10 protein-coding genes and 1 tRNA gene are annotated in these 13,603 nt (G+C 62.6%); 5 read left to right on the forward strand and 6 right to left on the reverse strand.

The window, feature by feature from the left end:
• Positions 1–21 precede the first annotated feature (21 nt).
• From B0G82_RS01465 to B0G82_RS01475, 3 genes are read left to right on the forward strand one after another with little or no spacing between them, the layout of a single operon-like run.
• The gene (locus B0G82_RS01465) at positions 22–303 is read left to right on the forward strand and encodes a hypothetical protein (protein WP_121306445.1); all 282 of its coding nucleotides are present in this window, start codon (positions 22–24) and stop codon (positions 301–303) included.
• Positions 300–929, forward strand: coding sequence for a hypothetical protein (locus B0G82_RS01470; protein ID WP_116142592.1), 630 nt, complete (start codon positions 300–302; stop codon positions 927–929). Before B0G82_RS01465 ends, B0G82_RS01470 begins: the two co-directional genes overlap by 4 nt.
• Positions 930–977: 48 nt before the next feature.
• Entirely contained in the window at positions 978–2,732 is a 1,755-nt protein-coding gene (locus tag B0G82_RS01475) for a ShlB/FhaC/HecB family hemolysin secretion/activation protein (RefSeq protein ID WP_116142593.1), read from the forward strand.
• A gap of 279 nt (positions 2,733–3,011) precedes the next feature.
• Here B0G82_RS01475 and B0G82_RS01480 read toward each other — a convergent pair.
• The 3 genes from B0G82_RS01480 to B0G82_RS01490 all read right to left on the reverse strand — a co-directional run bounded on the left by B0G82_RS01480 (position 3,012) and on the right by B0G82_RS01490 (position 6,152).
• Positions 3,012–3,102 (reverse strand) — tRNA-Ser (locus B0G82_RS01480).
• Between the two features lie 206 nt (positions 3,103–3,308).
• Positions 3,309–4,604, reverse strand: coding sequence for a serine--tRNA ligase (gene serS / locus B0G82_RS01485; RefSeq protein ID WP_121306446.1), 1,296 nt, complete (start codon positions 4,602–4,604; stop codon positions 3,309–3,311).
• Positions 4,605–4,838: 234 nt separating this feature from the next.
• Positions 4,839–6,152 (reverse strand): replication-associated recombination protein A, encoded by a 1,314-nt coding sequence (locus tag B0G82_RS01490; RefSeq protein WP_116142596.1) that lies wholly within the window; start codon positions 6,150–6,152, stop codon positions 4,839–4,841.
• Positions 6,153–6,533: 381 nt separating this feature from the next.
• Here B0G82_RS01490 and cytX point away from each other — a divergent pair, with 381 nt between their 5' ends.
• Positions 6,534–7,850 carry a putative hydroxymethylpyrimidine transporter CytX gene (gene cytX / locus B0G82_RS01495; protein ID WP_121306447.1) on the forward strand — a complete coding sequence of 439 codons (1,317 nt, stop codon included), beginning with the start codon at positions 6,534–6,536 and terminating at the stop codon, positions 7,848–7,850.
• An 82-nt stretch (positions 7,851–7,932) separates the two neighbouring features.
• Here cytX and speB read toward each other — a convergent pair whose 3' ends face one another.
• A complete protein-coding gene (gene speB / locus B0G82_RS01500) occupies positions 7,933–8,922 on the reverse strand; it encodes an agmatinase (RefSeq protein ID WP_012432090.1) in 990 nt (329 codons plus the stop codon).
• A gap of 171 nt (positions 8,923–9,093) precedes the next feature.
• Between speB and B0G82_RS01505 the strand changes: the two genes are divergently transcribed.
• A complete protein-coding gene (locus tag B0G82_RS01505; RefSeq protein WP_121306448.1) occupies positions 9,094–10,014 on the forward strand; it encodes a LysR family transcriptional regulator in 921 nt (306 codons plus the stop codon).
• Positions 10,015–10,094: 80 nt separating this feature from the next.
• On the opposite strand, the gene lolA is transcribed toward B0G82_RS01505, so the two are convergent.
• Both lolA and B0G82_RS01515 read right to left on the reverse strand, forming a co-directional pair.
• On the reverse strand, positions 10,095–10,829 hold the full coding sequence (lolA, locus tag B0G82_RS01510; RefSeq protein WP_121306449.1) for an outer membrane lipoprotein chaperone LolA: 735 nt from the start codon (positions 10,827–10,829) through the stop codon (positions 10,095–10,097).
• Between the two features lie 349 nt (positions 10,830–11,178).
• The gene (locus B0G82_RS01515; RefSeq protein WP_116142601.1) at positions 11,179–13,491 is read right to left on the reverse strand and encodes a DNA translocase FtsK; all 2,313 of its coding nucleotides are present in this window, start codon (positions 13,489–13,491) and stop codon (positions 11,179–11,181) included.
• Positions 13,492–13,603: the final 112 nt, after the last annotated feature.

The following is a 13,603-nucleotide window of genomic DNA, read 5'->3' on the forward strand; positions in this document are numbered from 1 at the left end:
AACACATATTCTCGGTGAGAAATGAGCACTTTGAACATCGCTGATGATGGCGCATCAATTAATTGGGTCGATGCACTTTCAGGCCGCAAATGGACGGCGCGAGCGCCGTCAGTTCCTGAATGGCAGAGACTTTGGCATAGGGACCAGACCGAGGAATCGCTCGTAAGCGGACGTTTCCTCTGGGTGAACGGCATGAACGACCAAGAAGTAACAGTCGTTTTCGCGCCGTTTAAGGGGGTGGATTTCAACTTTACTTTTTCTGTGCTATCGGGAGACCTGATGAAAATTGAGGAAGCACGATGATGCGCGCATTGATGTTAGTCGGCATCTTCGCCCTCACCGCCGGATGCGCACCAACGCATCACGTAACAACTGCGACTCCAGACTACGATCCGCGAATTTCAGCTCGCATGCGTATCCAATCGGGCAATGACCTGCAAGCCGCTTCGTTCAGGGTGGGAGCGTGCTACTCAAATGCGTGGGAGAGCGATTCGCAGCGGGTCAGCGTCGATGACGGCTTCTGGGCGCGCTACAAATACTCGTCACGCAGCGTCGTGATTGGCATGCCTCAGAGTCCCCGACCATGGATGCGCGTCGAGGGGCTGCGTTTCAAGGACATGATCCGGGAATACGTCATTCCGACCGGGCAGCCGATCACGTTGTCGCTGAGCACAGCCAATGACGTAGGCAGCAGCAAGTACGGCGGCTATTCCTGGTCCTGCAAACCGCACGCGATGACCTTCACGCCGATTGCTGGGCAGGATTACGACGTGTACTTGGCCTTGCAGGAAGAAGGGCGCAAGTCACATCGCTGTTCGATCGAGGTTCGCCACATCAACGCCACCGGACTGGACGAACCTGTGCAAACGCAATACGCACCTAAATGTCCGTCGTCAGAAGCAGAGACCGCGACGAGACGGGGTCCGTAAAAAGCACCACGCAGTCAGACCAACAATAACCCGTAGAGAAAAAGACCAATGCAACACTCACGCGTCGCGATAGCACTGTCGGCGGGACTGACGCTGGCAGCTTTCGGCGCTTCGGCGCAAACGTCGCCGCCTTCGCCCGATTTCGCAAACGCCGCACGCAGCGCGGCACAGCAACAGCAACTCATCGAGCAGCAGCGTCAGGCCCAAGAACGCGCTCAGACCGTCAATGCGCCCGCTGTCCGATCAGGCACACCCAATGTTAAAGGCTGGCCTGATCTCCCAACTGAGACGCCATGCTTTCGCATCCGGTCATTCGTCCTGGATGTACCGGCGACGTTGCCCGATGTCGTTCGTGCGCAAGGCGCCTCGGCGCTTCCGCAGGACCGCTTTGCATTTGGCCGCGAGTGGCTTGAGCATTACAGCGGACAATGTGTCGGCAAACAGGGGGTAGAACTGATCGTCAAGGGCCTGTCGCAGGTAATCCTCAGCAGGGGTTACATCACCACGCGCGTCCTTGTCCCGGAGCAGGACTTGTCGAAAGGAACGTTACGTCTCTCGCTCGCGCCCGGTGTCATTCGAAAATTACGCTTTGCCGATACCGCAACGCATGGCACCTGGAAGTCAGCATTTCCGGCACGCGGCGGTGATCTGCTCAACCTGCGCGATCTTGAACAGGGGCTTGAGCAGATGAAGCGCGTCGCGAGTCAGGACGTTGATATGCAGGTCGTACCGACCGAAACCCCTGGCGAAAGCGATGTCGTGATTACTGTGAAGCGCACGAAGCCGTGGACGGTCGTCGCATCGGTCGACAACTCCGGCCAACGCGCGACGGGAAAACTGCAGGGGAATCTGGCGCTAGGCATCGACAACCCGTTAGGGCTGAACGACATATTCAACGTCGGTGCGAGTCAGGACCTCGAATTCGGCGACAAGCGCCTGGGCTCGCACGGCTGGAACGGTTCGTATTCGGTGCCTTGGGGTTACTGGACAGCGACGCTATTCGGCAACACCAACACGTACTATCAGCAGATCGCCGGAGTGAACCAGACATTTGTTTCTAGCGGCAACTCGCAGATTGCGGGACTCAAACTGCAACGCGTGCTGCGGCGTAGTCAGGACGATATCTTTGGTGTTGAGGCGCAACTGACAAAGCGCTGGGGCGCAAGCTTCATTGAAGACACTGAGATTCCTCAGCAGCGTCGAGACAACACGTTCATCGAGGCGGGATTCACCGACCGCCACTATTTCGGCGCTGCGCAGTTCGATGGCACGCTCGCCTACCGGCAGGGAATCGGCTGGCTCGGCGCGACTCCCGATACTGCAAACGGTCCGACCTACCGCTTTCACATGGCAGTGCTCGATGCAAACCTCTCCGTGCCGTTTGCGATCGCGACACAGCCGTTGAAGTACGTTACCACCCTGCACGGACAGTTCACCAACAACACCCTCAACTACATCGACGACCTGACGATCGGCAGTCGCTATACGGTGCGGGGCTTTGATGGTGAAAACCTTCTCGCGGCAGAGCGCGGGTTCTACTGGAGAAATGAATTACAGTTGCCGCTCGGCCAGACGGGACAGTCTGTGTACGCTGGCATCGACTACGGGCGCGTGTTCGGTCCCAACACGGTTTTTCTTGCCGGCACGCAACTCGCCGGAGCAGTGATCGGAGTGCGTGGGAATCTGCCGGTTCGCGTAGGAGGGTTCGCGTACGACCTCTTTGCCGGCACGCCGATTTACAAACCGACGGGATTTCAAACGGCTCGGGTCTCGGTAGGTTTTCAACTGATGGGGCAGTTCTAACTGTACGAATGGTCGGAGGAGGTGACTCGACGACGACGTATTTTTTTGGGTGGGCGCATGCCTGTTCTCATCCAGGAGAAGAACCACGGAAGTCGATTGCCAACAAGATGCGCAATCACGTCACGCTTGACCCAAGCAGGAACCGGAGTGATGCACGAACGGCTAACGTGCTGCAGTCGACGACCCAAGATGCGCGAAACCGTTTTGATAGTCGATTCGTGAACCGAAAAACAAAAAACCCCGCAAGCCATTGACTTTACGGGGTTCTTTGAACAATTTTGGCGGAAAGGGTGGGATTCGAACCCACGGTACGGGAAAACCGTACGCCTGATTTCGAGTCAGGTACATTCGACCACTCTGCCACCTTTCCGGGTCTACTGAATCGCGTTGACTACCGCCTCATCAGTACCAAGCGGGTCGATTGCTTGGGAGAAAAAGATTATAAAACAGCCTATTTCGGTTTGCCAAGCCCCTCGACCCAAAAAAACTTCAGAAGCGCCTGGCACGCCGCACACGTCTTGATGCAACATCAGCCCGGTATCGAGGCAATTACGATCCCGTCGTTGATGACGCCGCTCATCCAGCCGCGACTTCCAGCCTTTCAATGCCGCCCAGATACGGACGCAACGCGACCGGCACGGTGACCGAACCATCGGCGTTCTGGAAGTTCTCGAGCACCGCCACGAGCGTACGGCCCACGGCCAGGCCCGAGCCGTTCAGCGTGTGCACCAGCTCAGGCTTGCCCTGCGCATTGCGATAACGCGCGTGCATGCGACGCGCCTGGAACGACTCCGTGTTCGAGCAGCTCGATATTTCGCGATACGTATTCTGTGCCGGCACCCACACTTCCAGGTCGTACGTCTTGGCAGCCGAGAAGCCCATGTCGCCCGTGCACAGCGTGATCACGCGATATGGCAATTCCAGCTTCTGCAGGATCGTCTCAGCGTGGCCGACCATCTCTTCCAGCGCGGCATACGACGTTTCCGGCGCGACGATCTGCACCATCTCGACCTTGTCGAATTGATGCTGGCGAATCAGACCGCGCGTGTCGCGGCCATACGAGCCCGCTTCCGAGCGGAAGCACGGCGAATGCGCCGTCAGCTTGACCGGCAGCGCGTCCGCTTCGAGGATGCTGTCACGCACCGTGTTCGTCAGCGAAATCTCCGACGTGGAGATCAGATACTGCGTGACCGTGTTTTCGTCGCCGCCCTTTTCGACGCGGAACATGTCGTCGGCAAATTTGGGCAACTGGCCGGTGCCGTACAGAATTTCCGGATTCACGATGTACGGCGTGTAGACCTCCGTATAGCCGTGCTGCTGCGTGTGCGTGTCGATCATGAACTGCGCGAGCGCGCGATGCAGCCGCGCAATCTGGCCGCGCAACATCGTAAAGCGCGCGCCCGAGAGCTTCGCGCCGGTCTCGAAGTCGAGCCCGAGCGGTGTGCCGACATCGACGTGATCCTTCACCTCGAAATCGAACTGGCGCGGCGTGCCCCAGCGCCGCACTTCGACGTTGCCGGTTTCGTCCTGGCCCACCGGCACGCTTTCATGCGGCAGATTCGGCACGCCCTGGAGCAGTTCCGACAGACGCTTCTGGATGTCGTCGAGCTTCGCCGCCGACGCCTTCATCTCGTCGCCGATACCGCCCACTTCGGCCATCACCGCCGAGGTGTCCTCGCCCTTGCCTTTCATCGCGCCGATCTGCTTCGACAGGCTGTTGCGGCGCGCCTGCATCTCTTCGGTACGGGTCTGGGTATCGCGGCGTTCCGCTTCGAGCGCGGCGAAGGCCGCCACGTCGAGGGTATAGCCGCGGTCGGCGAGGCGCTTGGCGACGCCGTCGAGGTCTTTGCGCAGCAGCTGAGTGTCGAGCATGGGATGGGGCGGGTGTTCGTTGTATGAAGGTGGGATTTTAGCGCACCGGCGCGGGCGGCCGGTGCGTTAGATGGCCGGCGTGTGCGGAATGCCGACACGGCGCGCGCTAAGGAGCAGAACGAGGAGCGGGTCGAGGCGCACGGCGAGGCATGAAACAACGCGTACATCGAAGCACAAAGCGAGGCGCGAAACCGCGCGCAAAGCGAGCCGGAGCACAAGAGGCGCTCGAAAACGTCAGCCCTTCTTTGGCTTGTTCTCGCTGCGCCACTGCGCATCGAGCTCGGCCAGACGCGCCATCTTGTCGCCGATTTTGCCTTCGAGACCGCGCGGCGTCGGCTCGTACCAGTGTGGATCGCGCATGTTGTCCGGCAGGTAGGTTTCACCGGCCGCGTAGGCATCGGGTTCATCGTGCGCGTAGCGGTACTCGTGACCGTAGCCGAGTTCCTTCATCAGCTTGGTCGGCGCGTTGCGCAGATGCACCGGCACGCCGCGCGACTGGTCCTTGCTCACGAAGCGCCGCGCCTCGTTATACGCGTTGTATCCGGCGTTCGACTTCGGCGCGACCGCCAGATAGATAATTGCCTGCGCAAGCGCCAGTTCACCCTCGGGTGTGCCCAGGCGCTCATAGGTTTCAGCGGCGTCGAGCGCGATGCGCGCAGCGCGCGGATCGGCGAGGCCAATGTCTTCCCACGCCATGCGCACGATGCGGCGCGCCAGATAACGCGGGTCCGCGCCGCCGTCGAGCATGCGGCAGAACCAGTACAACGCGCCGTCCGGGCTGCTTCCGCGCACCGATTTATGCAGCGCGCTGATCTGGTCGTAAAATGCGTCGCCGCCTTTGTCGAAGCGGCGCAGATTTTCGGCGAGCGCACTGCCGAGCAACGCGCCGTCGATTTCGGTGGTCTTTTGCTGCGCGGCCGCCCGCGCGACGATTTCGAGGTTGTTCAAGAGCTTGCGGCCGTCGCCGTCGGCGGAGCCGATCAGCGCGTCGCGGGCTTCGTCGGTGAACGTGAGGCCGCCGAGCTCCAGCTGCGCGCGTTCGAGCAACTCGCGCTGCTCATCGTCGGTCAGGCTTTTCAGCACGTAGACGGCGGCACGCGAAAGCAATGCGCTATTCACCTCGAACGACGGATTCTCGGTCGTCGCGCCGACGAACACGAACAACCCCGACTCGACGTGCGGCAAGAACGCGTCTTGCTGGCTCTTGTTGAAGCGATGCACTTCGTCGACGAACACGAGCGTCTGATGCCCGTTCGCGCGATGAATCTGCGCGGTCTCGACCGCCTCGCGGATATCCTTCACACCCGAGAGCACGGCGGACAGCGCGATAAACTCCGCGTGAAACGCATCGGCCATCAGCCGGGCGAGCGTGGTTTTGCCGACGCCGGGCGGGCCCCAGAGGATCATCGAATGGGCTTCGCCGGATTCGAACGCGACCCGCAGCGGCTTGTTCGGGCCAAGCAGATGCTTCTGGCCGATCACTTCGTCGATGTTGCGGGGCCGCAGGCGTTCGGCGAGCGGAACATTGGCACGGGTTTCTTCAAACATGACGTTTTGGGGATAATCTCGGCTTTTCCGGACGCGGTCCGTGTGAAGGCGGCGTACTGCCGGTGAGCCACGCCAGCACGTGAAGGTGCGGGCAACGTCCTGCATTATGACAGTGACAGCGCCCGGGCAAGAATCGCCCGGCTCCCGAACGAACACACGCGGCGCGCCGGGAACGACTCGCGCGGTCGCAATCCGGCAACGGTTGAAGCAATTGGAAGATCGAGCGGACAGGGCAGGCAACGCATGACCTGACCGCGGACAGAACAGCAGACACAAGCGTCGACACAACTTCGCAGCTAGATTGGCAACTGAGTTGGCAACTGAGTCGGCAAACGGGTTTGCAAATAAGTCGGCAAGCACTATCAACAGGGACAAGACCAGATGGCACAAGATCCACTCGCCGGCGACGCCGGTTCCACCTACGCACCGCTCACGCCGGTGCCCGACGCGCGCCGCGCGTTCCGCACCGGCGACGCCTTCGCGCTCTGGTTCTCGCTCGGCATCGGCCTGCTGGTCGCGCAGGCGGGCGCGCTGCTAGTGCCGGGATTGTCGCTGCCGCATGCGTTGCTGGCTATCGTGATCGGCAGCGTGATCGGCGTGGTGCTGCTGGCGCTGGCCGGCGTGATCGGCACGGATACGGGGCTCGCGGCCATGTCGTCGCTGCGGCCGACGCTCGGCGTGCGCGGCGCGTCGGTGCCGGCCGTGCTGAACGCGGTGCAACTGGTCGGCTGGGGCTCGTTCGAGGTGATCGTGATGCGCGATTCCGCCGACGCGCTCGCCAGGCAGGCCTTCGGCCTCTCCATGCCGCTCATCTGGACGGTGATCTTCGGCTTACTCGCGACGCTGCTCGCGATCAGCGGCCCGCTCTCGTTCGTGCGGCGCTTTCTGCGTACGTGGGGCATCTGGTTGCTGCTCGCGGGCGCGGCGTGGCTCACCTGGAATCTGCTCGCCAAGCACGATCTGGCCGCGCTGATGCGCCGTCCGGGCACCGGTGAGATGTCGTTCGGCGGCGCGATCGACCTGGTGGTGGCCATGCCGCTCTCATGGCTGCCGCTGATCGCGGACTACACGCGTTTCGGCCGGAAGCCCGGCGAAACCTTCCGCGGCACGCTGGTTGGTTACGGCATCGCCAACATCTGGTTTTACGCGCTCGGTGCGATCTACGGGCTCGCGGCGGGCGGCGGCGACACGCTGTTGACCGGCGCGCTGGCGCAGGCGGGCGGCGGCCTCGCGCTGCTGCTGATCCTGATCGACGAAGTCGACAACGCCTTCGCTGACATCCACTCGGCGGCGGTGTCGACCGGCACGTTCTGGACGCGCGGCAGCGTGCCCATGTTGTCGGCAGCGTTCGGCGCGCTGTGCACGCTGATCGCCCTTGCCGTGCCAATGGCGAAGTATCAGAACTTCCTGCTGCTGATCGGCTCGGTGTTCGCGCCGCTGTTCGGCGTGGTGCTGGTGGATCACTTCATCGTGCGCAAGCGCCGTATCGAAGTTGCCGCGCTCGCCGACGTGCGCGGCCGCTATGGCTTCTCGGGCGGCTGGCATCTGAGCGCGTTCCTCGCTTGGGCCATCGGCATCGTCGCGTATCAGGTGATCAATCAATGGCTGCCGAATCTCGGCGCGACCTTGCCCGCGCTGGTGATCGGCGCGGTGTGCTATCTGGTGTTCGTGTCAGCGCGTAAGACGGCGTATGCGTGAGGCTCATATGAGCTAGCGTCGGCGTCAGATAAAACGCAAAAAGGCCTGCAAATGCAGGCCTTTTCTTATCGCTCGAATCGTTTTAGCGCGTGGACGCCCGATACTCGACGCCCGGCAGCACGCACAGCAATTCGAACGCGAGGTTCGCGCCGAGCAGCGCGGTCGTGCCGAACGGATCGTAAGGCGGCGCGACCTCGACCAGATCGCAGCCGACGATATTCAGCCCACGCGAGCCGCGAATGATTTCCAGCGCCTGCGGCACCGTCAACCCGGCGATTTCCGGCGTGCCCGTGCCCGGCGCAAAAGCCGGATCGATCCCGTCGATGTCGAACGTGATGTACACCGGACCGTCGCCCATGCGCTCGCGAATGCGCGCCATCAGCGGCACGAGCGACTGGTTCCAGCATGCCTCGGCCTGCACGACTTCAAAACCCTGATCGCGGCACCAGTCGAAGTCTTCCGCTGCGTAACCCGTGCCGCGCAGGCCGATCTGCACGACACGGTCGCAATCGAGCAAGCCCTCTTCCACCGCGCGGCGGAACGGCGTGCCGTGCGCGATCTTCTCGCCCATCATGGTGTCGTTGACGTCGGCGTGCGCGTCGACGTGAATCAGACCGACCTTGCCGTGCTTGCGATGAATCGCGCGCAGGATCGGCAACGCGATGGTGTGATCGCCGCCCAGCGTGATCGGCTTGCAATCGTGCTGAAGAATTTCGTCGTAGGCGGTTTCGATGCGCTTGATCGAATCGTGCAGGTTATACGGATTGATCGCGACGTCACCGAGGTCGGCAACGCGCAGCGAATCGAACGGCGCGGCGCGCGTCGCCATGTTGTACGGACGCAGCAGCACGGATTCACTGCGGATCTGGCGCGGTCCGAAGCGCGCGCCGGTCCGGTTCGAGGTACCGAGATCGAACGGCACGCCGACGAAGCAGGCGTCGAAGCCTTCGGCCGAGCCGACGTTCGGCAGCCGCATCATCGTCGCGATGCCGCCGCAGCGGGGCATCGCGTTGCCGGACAGCGGTTGCGGCCGTTCGCCGGCTTCTGGGGAAATGAAGGAAGAGGTATTCATCGTGTCTCGGCAATGAAAAGAGGGGCAGCAAGCAAAATCGTGCAGACCGGCCGAGGGGAAGCATCAGAAGCGCACCTTGCCGGGCGAATCTCGATTCTTGAGCAGTTTCCCAGAAGTTAAAATACCGACGGAATAAACTTCACATTGATCTTCAGCGATGTATCCTGACGTATGTTCTCCCAACTCACCGATCTCGACCTGCGGCTGATCCGCGTATTTCTCGCCATTGTCGATGCGGGCGGCGTCTCCCCGGCCCAGGCGACGCTCAACGTCGGCCAGTCGACCATCAGCACGCAACTCGCCACGCTGGAAACCCGCCTTGGCTACCGGCTGTGCGAGCGCGGTCGCGGCGGCTTCAGCCTGACCGCGCGCGGCGAGCAATTCATCGACGCGGCGCGCGCCCTGCTGTCAGCCGTCGATACCTTCGGCATGCAGGCGCGCAATGTCGGCCGCAAGCTGGTCGGCACGCTCGATATAGGCATGATAGGCCACACGCCGGTGTCGGCGAGCGCGCGCATCAGCGACGCGATCGGCCGGTTCCGGGCGCGCGATCAGTCCGTGCGATTTTCGATTCTGGTGCGCTCGCCGGGCGAACTCGAAGAACTGCTGCTCAATGGGCGCATTCAGATCGGCATCGGCTATTTCTGGCATCGCGTGCCGTCGCTCGAATACAGCGAGGTGTTCGCGGAAGATCAGTTCGCCTACTGCGCGAAAGGGCATCCGTTGTTCGCTCAGGCCGGTGACGTGCCGCCCGCGGAGGCCGCGCAGCATGAATGGGCGTGGCGCAGCTATCCGCTGCCCGAAGCCGAGAGTTCGACCACGCCGCAGAACGTCACCGCAGTCGCGGACAACATGGAAGCGGTCGCGATGCTGGTGCTCTCCGGGCATCATCTCGGCTATCTGCCGGGGCATTTCGCCGCGCCGTTCGTCAAGCAAGGGCTGCTCGCCGCGCTGAACCCGGCGCAGATGCGTTATCGCGTCGCGTTTCACATGGTCACGCGGGCGCGGCAGCATCGTACGGATATCGTCGAAGCGTTTATCGACGATATGAAGGCCGCGCATCCGGTGCAGGTTCTGGAAGTGGGCGAATAGTGGACAACTCACGCGCGCAATGAAAAAGCCGCGCTCACGGCGCGGCTTTTGTGCCAATCGCACACCAACTGCGTAATGGCTTATCCGTTGATCACGTCCGCGCCCTTCGGCACCGTGAACTTGAACGCGTCGGCCGGCAGCGGCGGATTCTTCTGAATGTTCGAGAAGGTCAGCAGCGTCACGTTGCCGAACACGTCGTGCAATTCCATCGCTTCGAGATTGCCGTCCTTGAAGCCGATGCCGACGCGCTGAAACTGCGTGTCTTTCGCTTTCGGCGTGAGTTCGAGCCAGTCGATGCCGGCCTTCACGCCCGCATCGCGCAGCGTGAAGTTCTTGTCGAGATCATTGCTGCCGAACAGGATCGCCGCCGGGCTCGCGCCGAGCGCACCGCCGAGGCTGCGCACCGTCACCTGATTCAGGTCCTTGTCGTAGACGTAGAGCTTGTCGCCGTCTGCCTGCAACAGCTGCGCATAGGGCTTCTCGTATTGCCAGATGAACTTGCCGGGGCGCGCGAACGTGAAGGTGCCGCTCGACGTGCCGGTTTTGCCCGCCCCCTGGGTCGACAACGTGCCGCTTGCGCCTTGCGCTTTGCTCGGCGCCCGCACTTCCTGCTGGACGAAAGTGCCGCGCGCCGAATGCACTTGCGCGACGAACGCCTTCAGTTGCTCGGTCCCGCTCGCGAACGCCTGCGACGCGAACAGCACCGACGCGCCGATCGCCACGCTGCCGACGCCGCGCACAAAGCTGCGGGCGAACTGGCCAAATCGGTTGGATTGAGCATTCTCTCGAGCGTGCTGCTGCGCGAATAGCTGCATGTGGTTTTCTCCCTTGATTGAATTCGTTGAGCGGTCGTGACCGCTTGCTTGCGCATTGGGCAATGCCTTGGGTGCCCGTATTTCGCGTGGGGCTGCCGCGATGCCAGCGAGCCTGTTTCCCATCGGCGCCGTACTGACGGGTCATGGGCAGCTTAGCCACCCCGCCTTAAACGAGCCTTAGGGTAGCGACCGGCCCTTTGATGCCGCAAAGCTCGGCTCGCCAAACGAGCCTTCGACGCGGTGGCGACGCCTCTACGCCGCAGGGCGTGGCTTGCCTTGCTTTCGGTTGCGCTAAACAGGCGCCGCGTTTCGCGGCCGAAGGCGCATTTGCCGCCTCGCTGCCCGCGGTTTACTCCGCTTCCCGCGCCGGCGCGAGAATCTCGCGATTCCCGTTCGACGACATCGCCGACACCACGCCCGAGTTTTCCATCTGCTCGAGCAGCCGGGCCGCACGGTTATAGCCGATGCGCAAATGCCGCTGCACCAGCGAGATCGACGCACGGCGGTTCTTCAGCACGACGTCGACCGCCTGGTCGTATAACGGGTCCGACTCGCCGTCGCCCGATCCGGTTCCTCCGGCGCCCGCGGAGCCTTCGTCGCCCTCGCCCGTCACGCCGCCCTCGAGAATGCCCTCGATGTAGTTCGGCTCGCCCTGCTCCTTGAGTTTGTCGACCACGCGATGCACTTCCTCGTCCGACACGAACGCGCCGTGCACGCGCACCGGCAAACCGCTGCCCGGCGGCAGATACAGCATGTCGCCCATGCCGAGCAGCGATTCCGCGCCCTGCTGGTCGAGAATCGTGCGCGAGTCGATCTTGGACGACACCTGGAAAGCCATGCGCGTCGGCACGTTAGCCTTGATGAGGCCGGTGATCACATCCACCGAAGGACGCTGAGTAGCCAGAATCAGGTGAATACCGGCCGCGCGCGCCTTCTGCGCGATCCGCGCGATCAGTTCTTCGACCTTTTTGCCGACCACCATCATCAGGTCGGCCAGTTCGTCGATCACCACGACGATGTTCGGCAGACGCGTGAGCGGTTCCGGATCGTCCGGCGTGAGGCTGAACGGATTTGGCAGTTTTTCTTCGCGTTTGGCGGCTTCGTCGATCTTGTTGTTGTAGCCGGCGAGGTTACGCACGCCGAGCTTGCTCATCAACTTATAGCGGCGCTCCATCTCAGCCACTGCCCAGTTGAGCGCGTGACCGGCCTGACGCATGTCCGTTACGACCGGACACAGCAGATGCGGAATGCCTTCATATACGCTCATTTCGAGCATCTTCGGATCGATCAGGATCATGCGGACCTGCTCGGCGCTCGCCTTGTAGAGCAGCGACAGGATCATCGCGTTGATACCGACCGACTTGCCCGAACCCGTCGTACCCGCCACCAGCAAGTGCGGCATCTTCGCGAGGTCGGCGCACACCGGCTTGCCGCCGATGTCTTTACCGAGCCCCATGGTCAGCGGCGACGCGGCATCCGCATAGACCGCCGAGCCGAGAATCTCCGAGAGACTCACGGTCTGACGACGCTGGTTCGGCAACTCCAGCGCCATGAAATTCTTGCCCGGAATGGTTTCGACCACGCGAATCGACACGAGCGACAGCGAACGCGCGAGGTCCTTGGCAAGACCGACGATCTGGCTGCCCTTCACACCGGTGGCCGGCTCGATCTCATAACGCGTGACCACCGGGCCGGGATACGCCGCGACCACGCTCACTTCGACGCCGAAGTCCTTGAGCTTTTTCTCGATCAGGCGCGAGGTGAACTCCAGCGTATCCGCCGAGATAGTTTCCTGCGCGACGGGCGCGGCATCGAGCAGCGAAATGGGCGGCAAGGTGGAATCGCCCGGCAGGTCGGTGAAGAGCGGCACTTGCCGTTCTTTCTCGACACGCTCCGACTTGGCCGGCGTGACGACCGGCGGCACGATCATGACCGGCTCGTGCTCCTCGATCCGCACGCGGCCCTTCTCGACCTTGCCCTCGCGCTTAACCGCAGCCGCTTCGCCCAGCTTGCGGTCGCGGCCGGCCTCGCGGCGCAGCTTGGCGAAAGTCACCGCGGAAATGATCGATTCGCCGACCTTCTCCGACACGGACAGCCACGAAAAACGGAAATACAGCGACAAACCGATGCCGAGCACGATCAGGAGCGCCAGCGTGCCGCCCGTAAAGCCCAACGCATGCGACACGCCACGCGCGACGGCCTCGCCGATCACGCCACCCGGCGCGCGTGGCAACTGCACTTTCAGCGACCACATGCGCAGCGCCTCGATGCCGTCGCAGGCCAGCAGGACCAGCATGAAAGCGAACGCGTCGGCGAGCCAGCTCTCGCGCGGCACGTCTTCCTGCTCTTCCTCGTGATGGGTGATGCGCTTGTAGTTCGCGGAGATATGGCGGCCGAGCAGCACGATCCACCAGTAGGCGGACAGGCCGAACAGCAGCAGCAGGATGTCCGACGTCCACGCGCCGACGCGGCCCGCCCAGTTGGCGATATGGTCGACCTGCGCGGCGTGGGTCCAGCTCGGATCGCGCCGGCTATAGCTGACGAGCGCCATGAGCAGGAAGACGCCGAGCGCCACCTGCAGGATCCAGCGGATTTCGGTGAAAAGGCGCGACATGCGGTGCGGCAATGCCTGCGCGCTCGCGGAATAGGGAGCTTTTGCCATTGATCCTGTTGCGTGTGTGCCCGGTGTGTGCCCGGTGTGCGCCCGACCCCGGCCTGAGTCGTGGTTAAGCCTCGCCCAGCGCGGCTTCGGGCCCGATCCCGGCGTCCGGGAA

This window comes from Paraburkholderia sp. BL17N1 (genome assembly GCF_003634175.1).
Lineage (GTDB): Bacteria > Pseudomonadota > Gammaproteobacteria > Burkholderiales > Burkholderiaceae > Paraburkholderia.